The sequence below is a fragment of the Actinomadura sp. GC306 genome (assembly GCF_004348665.1).
GTDB lineage: Bacteria > Actinomycetota > Actinomycetes > Streptosporangiales > Streptosporangiaceae > Spirillospora.
Genome location: NZ_SMKM01000369.1, coordinates 1 through 5,526 on the forward strand (window position 1 = coordinate 1; position 5,526 = coordinate 5,526).

A 5,526-nucleotide genomic window follows, 5' to 3' on the forward strand; every position below is an offset into this window, starting at 1 on the left:
CGGCGAGGGCGTGAACGCGACGAGCCCCCGGCCGCATCCGGCCGGGGGCTCGTCGGGGATCGAGCGGGAGGGTCAGGCGAGATCGTGCTCGCTGCTCTTGACCGAGCGCGTGAACGCCGCCCACGCCGACGCACTGAAGGTCAGTTTCGGCCCATCCGGATCCTGGGAGTCCCGAACACCGACCACGGGAGAGAGGCCCGCCACCTCAACGCACTCGCCGCCGCTGTGTCCGCTGTAGCGGCTCTTGCGCCAGAGACCTGCTACTTCGACGCAGTCGCCGCCATCATGGTCGCTGTGGCTGCTCTTGCGCCACAGACTTGCCACCTCAACGCAGTCGCCGCCGCTGTGGCCGCTATGGCTGCTTTTTCGCCAGTGGACGCCGGTCATGTCCTTCATAGGCTCTCCATCACCGTTGTGATCATGGCCCGCGACTCCTCGACGGGGAGCGCATAGCCTCGGAGTAGATCCCAGCGTACGACCTTGTCTTGAACTCTGGCAGGTTTCGCGATCAACATTCCTTCCCCCGCGGACTCGGTGTAGGCAAGGTTCGGCCTGTCATCAAAGCCCAGGATGGTGAAGCTACCCTCAAGACCAGCGTGATAGCCGGACCTGTTGGGCACAATCTGGATCATGGTATTGATCCGTTCGGAAGCTTCGAGCAAGAACTCGAGTTGCTCCCGCATTATATCCGGGCTGCCAATGGGGCGCCGTAGTGCAACCTCATCCACCACGAGCCATGTATGAGGTGGATTATCGCGTCTCAGGATTTCCTGTCGCTCCATGCGCTTGGTCGTTAGCTCAGCGATGTTGGCTCCCTCGGTGCTGGTGATGATGGAGCGCGTGTAGTCCTCGGTCTGGAATAGGCCGTTGATGAGTAGTGCGCAGAAGATGCGATAGGACGTTGCCTTCTTCTCGTACTCAAGGTACTCCGGGAAGCCGGGCGGAAGAATGTGCTGGACCTCGACCTCATTAACCAGTTTCCACAGGCGGTAAAAGTGGCCGCCTGTCTTGAAGTACGTGTCGAGGTCGAGTGCGCTCTGTTCGGAGACCTTGCGTCCACTCTCCATCGTGCTGATCCACTGCGGTGTGCAGCCGAGTGCGTCAGCGAGGCCCTTCCCGGTCAGCCCGGACCCGTCCCGCAGGCGGCGGAGTTCTGTTCCGAAGAAGACGCGTGCTCGATTCTCGCCCATTTGCTGCCTCCGGGGGGTAAACCAGCGGGGGACTGGTTGAGTTGATCTTGGCTCGACTTGACCGCCGCTGTTGCGCGGTCACTGGCGCACTTTAACTCGGACCCCAATGCTGTTCGCAAGCTTTTCGGCGCAACGACAGACAACGAGGTCCATGAGATGGCAAAGAGGCCAGTATCGAACAATTCTCAGAAGACAGGGCAATTGCCCTTGATGTCCGATTGGCAAGGTGAGCGATTGGACGGCGGGCTCCGCGCGCAGCGGCTCGTGGGTCTGACCGACTACCAGGTGCTCAACGGATGCCTGGACGAGGTGCGAGCCCAGGACGAAGGCGAGCTGTGGGTTCTCTGCGATGCGCAGACACGGCTGGCCGAGCGGGTCGCCCTGGCCGAGTCCATGAGGAGGCGGCCGTGAGCGTTCCCGAGCACGAGTCACCGGCCGTCGAGTCGTACGTGCGGCTGAAGGCGCTCGAGATGCACCTCAAGGCCCACGGCTTCACGACCCACCACGTGGCCGGGGGACTGGTCGTGCGGAACACGACGTCCACCGCGCGCACATGCTGCGGGGCCCGAGGGGTCGCGGGCGACACGATCAGCTGCCGTCCGCACGCAGCGGACGGGAATCGCTACTGGTACTTCACCTCGTGGCAGCAGCCCATCGCCGAGTCCGAGCGCATCACCGACGCCCTGGTGATGATCAAGGGGTATCTGGGAGCCCCCGCGTGAACGACTCGGCCTATGGGGCGTGGCGCCCCGGCACGTCGGCCTACCTCGCCCAGCTGAGGCGCGAGTTCCCGTCGTTCGGGATCATCGCCGATCCGGACCGTCCCATCTGGATGGCGGTCCGGGGCGACGTGTTCATCCGGGCGACGGACGGCCACGTCCTCCGCCGGCGCCTCCTGGAGTTGACGGGCCGGTCGGCCGGGGCGGACGGCCGTTCCTGACGGCGATCCGGCGGGGAGATGACGGGATATCTCGCCTTTATTGCATTCAATGCCCAATACTTGCGGGTGGGACGACGGGGACAGTAGCTTCGTCGGGCGTATGGATGGGAGCGTCGGGCCGCCGTGGCCCGGGCCGTCTGGGGAGTCCATGAAGAAGCGTACCGACAGGAAGATCGCCATCGCGGGCACCGCGGCGGCGGCCGTGCTGCTGCCCGCCGTCATGGTCGGCCTCGCGCAGGCCGGCGTGGGCGTCCCGAAGAAACTGTCGGACGCCGTCGGCGACTCCGAGCCCGTACCCTCCTTCGGCCCCGCCGCGCAGCCGTCCGCGCCGGGCGCCCTCCCTTCGCCGACGAAGTCGGCGAAGCCGGTCAAGCTGCCCGACGTGCCGACGGGCACCAACCCGTTCCGCACGGGCGGCGGCGCCCCCGCGCCCAACGACCCCGACACCAACGCCCGCAAGCGCGGCACGAAGCCGAAGCTGCCCGACGGCGTCGGGTCCGGCAAGTACGCCAAGGCGCCCAACGGCGCCACCATCACCGGCGTCAAGAAGATCAACTCGCGGATCTTCGACGTCGAGATCGCGTCCCCCGCGCTCGGCGCGAAGGTGAAGACGCGCGTGATGGTCCCGAAGGGGTGGAGCGCGAACTCCAGCAAGACGTGGCCGACCGTGTACGCGTTCCACGGCGGCAACAACAACTACACGTCCTGGACGAAGGACTCCGACATCGAGCAGGTGATCGGCCCGTACAACGCGATGGTCGTGATGCCCGAGGGCGGCTGGAACGGCTCCTACGCCAACTGGTACAACGGCGGCAGGGGCGGCATCCCGCAGTGGGAGACCTTCCACATGGGCGAGGTCATGCCGCTGATGGAGCGCAACTTCCGCGCCGGGGCGTCCCGCGCCGCGATCGGCCTGTCGTCCGGCGGGCAGGGCGCAATGATCTACGCCGAGCGGCACCGCGGGACGTTCAAGTACGCGGCGTCCTACAGCGGCGCCCTCAATATCAGCGCACCGGGCATGCCGGCGATCCTCACGGCCATGAACCGGGAGTCGGGCACCTCGATCTGGGGCGACCCGATCACCGCGCGGGGCAACTGGCAGGACCACGACGCGACGGTCAACGTGGCCAAGCTCAAGGGCATCGGCGTGTACGTCTCGTCCGGCAACGGCGAGCCGGGGCCGTACGACAACCCGGAGACGCCGCCGCACCACGCGGGCCGGATCGGCGAGCAGCTCTCCGGCGTGATGGCCGAGAACTTCGTCGCCGCCGCCAAGCGGTCGGGCGTGTCCGTCACCGCGAACCTGTACGGGCCGGGCATGCACAACTGGAAGTACTGGAAGCGCGAGCTGAAGCGCAGCTGGCCCGCGATCGCGGCCTCCATCGGGGCGCGCAAGTCCTGAACCCGCCGATCCACGTGCCCCGCGCCACGCCCGGCGAGCGAGATCGCCGAATCGCGCCCGGCGCCCCGCCGTCCCTGTGACCATGGAGGGCATGGCAGGAAGCGATGGTGCGGCTCTAGCCGGTGACCTCCCCCCATCCCTGTCGGCCACGGCGCGCCCGCCCTGGGTCGGCGACGAACTCGCACGGCGGACTCACCCCGTCGTGCTCTGGTACGGCTCGACGTACGGGGTGGTGGAACGGGTCCCCGGCGGTTGGATGATGTCGGGAATGGAACGGATGTCCCCACAGGACGCCCGCGACTCCCTCGCGTGGTGGTTCCGGAACATGGCGCGGTTCCACGCCACCGGGGCCGACCGCGCGTCCTTCTTCGAGGGGGCCGAACTCCTCGAACAGGGGCATCTCGACGAGGTGACGGCCGCCGGGCGGGTGTTCCGCGTCATCCGCGCCGACCGGTTCTGCCGGTTCGGCATGGACGGCCCCGAGCCGCCGCGCCCCACCGACCCCGACGACCTGCCCGAGCCCCGCACCCGCCGCGACCCCGCCCGGTTCGACCACGGCCTGCTGCCGCCCGCGCGGCCGATGAGCGGCGCGGAACTGGTCGGCGAGCACGTCCCCGGCGGGCCCGGCGTCCCGGCCGAGGTCACCCGCGACGCCCGCCGCGCGCTCGCGACCCACCCCGGCGTCGTCCGCCTCGCCACGCGGTTCGCCGCCGCCGAGCGGGAGAACGGGACGTGGCCGCCGCACGGCCCGTTCCTGCACAGCCCCGCCCGCGTCCGCGACCACCTCGCCGCCTACTTCGACATGCTCGTGCCGAAGATGCTGCGGCCCTCCCCGGCCGTCCTCGCCGAGTACCGCGCCGCCGCCGCACTCCTCCGGGACGGGACGTGCCGCGCCGAGGTGACCGTGCTCGGGCGGCTGTTCCGCGTCGTCCGCGTCGAGTACGTCGTCCGCACCGGGCCGGACGGCCCCGAGACGCCGCGGCCGTCCGACCGCGACCCCGACGACCACCGCAGCGAGTCCGGGGAGTTCCGCTGCACCGGCCCCGCCGACGACGACCAGTGAGGAAGCCCCGCGGGCACCATCTGAAACATTGAAAGGGGCTTGGCGGTTTCCGACACCGGTTATTGCGCACGCCTGCCTAGCGTGAAGGGATGCGAGCTGCGAAAGGCGTGCCATGCCCAGGGTGACGGAGTATCAGCCTGGCTACCCGACATGGGTGGAACTGGCCAGCCCGGACCTGGAGATGTCCAAGCACTTCTACTGCGAAGTGTTCAATTGGTACGCCTACACGCTGACGCTGGACCACATCGGGGAGTACGAGATGTTCGTCCTCGGCGACGTCCAGGGGCCGGAGATCGGCGGCATGTACCAGCTCATCGACGACTCGATGCCGTCGTCCTGGACCGTCTACTTCCGCACCGATGACCCCGTCGCGTCGCTCGACCTCGTCCGCGAGGCCGGCGGGCGGGTGCTCGTCGAACCCCTGGACGTCGCCCACCTCGGCCGGCTGGCCCAGGCGTCCGACCCCCAGGGCGCCGACTTCGGCCTGTGGCTGCCCTACGACCTCAAGGGCGCCGGAGTCGTCGACGAGGCGTCCGCGATGTGCTGGGCGGAGGTGTCGTCCCCCGACCCCGACGCGGGCCGCGGCTTCTACAGCCACGTGTTCGGCTGGAAGCCCGTCGACCGCACCTACTACGGGCGGCCCTACGTCGAGTTCAAGGTCGGTGAACGGTCCGTGGCGGGCATGGTCGCCCCGCAGCAGCGGTGGGCGCCCGACGTCTTCTCCCACTGGATGCCCTACTTCTGGGTCTCCGACTGCGACGCCGCCGTCGCGCGGGCGGCCGAGCTGGGCGCGCGGATCCACGTCCCCCCGGTCACCATCGAGACCGGCCGCCTCGCCATCATGAGCGACCCCGGGGGCGCCCGCCTGGCCGTCGTCACCCCGGTCTACGCCGACCTGCAGGCGGCGAAACTGGCCCCCTGACCCCTCAAC

The 5,526-nt window shown here is 68.7% G+C and carries 8 protein-coding genes; 6 read left to right on the plus strand and 2 right to left on the minus strand.

Annotated features, from left to right (window positions below; translation table 11 throughout):
• Positions 1-72: 72 nt before the first annotated feature.
• Together E1200_RS30850 and E1200_RS30855 are read right to left on the minus strand one after the other, a co-directional pair.
• Entirely contained in the window at positions 73-396 is a 324-nt protein-coding gene (locus tag E1200_RS30850) for a DUF397 domain-containing protein (RefSeq protein ID WP_243708979.1), read from the minus strand.
• Positions 393-1,190, minus strand: coding sequence for a helix-turn-helix transcriptional regulator (locus E1200_RS30855; RefSeq protein WP_131955766.1), 798 nt, complete (start codon positions 1,188-1,190; stop codon positions 393-395). Before E1200_RS30855 ends, E1200_RS30850 begins: the two co-directional genes overlap by 4 nt.
• A 210-nt stretch (positions 1,191-1,400) precedes the next feature.
• On the opposite strand from E1200_RS30855, the gene E1200_RS30860 reads away from it, so the two are divergent.
• From E1200_RS30860 to E1200_RS30885, 6 genes are all read left to right on the plus strand, one after another.
• The gene (locus E1200_RS30860) at positions 1,401-1,601 is read left to right on the plus strand and encodes a hypothetical protein (RefSeq protein ID WP_131955768.1); all 201 of its coding nucleotides are present in this window, start codon (positions 1,401-1,403) and stop codon (positions 1,599-1,601) included.
• Positions 1,598-1,912, plus strand: coding sequence for a hypothetical protein (locus E1200_RS30865; protein WP_131955770.1), 315 nt, complete (start codon positions 1,598-1,600; stop codon positions 1,910-1,912). The genes E1200_RS30860 and E1200_RS30865 overlap by 4 nt, the downstream gene beginning before the upstream one ends.
• On the plus strand, positions 1,909-2,130 hold the full coding sequence (locus E1200_RS30870; protein ID WP_131955772.1) for a hypothetical protein: 222 nt from the start codon (positions 1,909-1,911) through the stop codon (positions 2,128-2,130). Before E1200_RS30865 ends, E1200_RS30870 begins: the two co-directional genes overlap by 4 nt.
• A gap of 148 nt (positions 2,131-2,278) precedes the next feature.
• Positions 2,279-3,532, plus strand: a complete 1,254-nt coding sequence (locus tag E1200_RS30875; RefSeq protein ID WP_165950534.1) for an alpha/beta hydrolase family protein — start codon at positions 2,279-2,281, stop codon at positions 3,530-3,532.
• A 91-nt stretch (positions 3,533-3,623) separates the two neighbouring features.
• On the plus strand, positions 3,624-4,595 hold the full coding sequence (locus E1200_RS30880; protein ID WP_243708981.1) for a DUF5954 family protein: 972 nt from the start codon (positions 3,624-3,626) through the stop codon (positions 4,593-4,595).
• A 121-nt stretch (positions 4,596-4,716) separates the two neighbouring features.
• Positions 4,717-5,517 (plus strand): VOC family protein, encoded by an 801-nt coding sequence (locus E1200_RS30885; RefSeq protein WP_131955778.1) that lies wholly within the window; start codon positions 4,717-4,719, stop codon positions 5,515-5,517.
• The last annotated feature ends 9 nt before the right edge of the window (positions 5,518-5,526 follow it).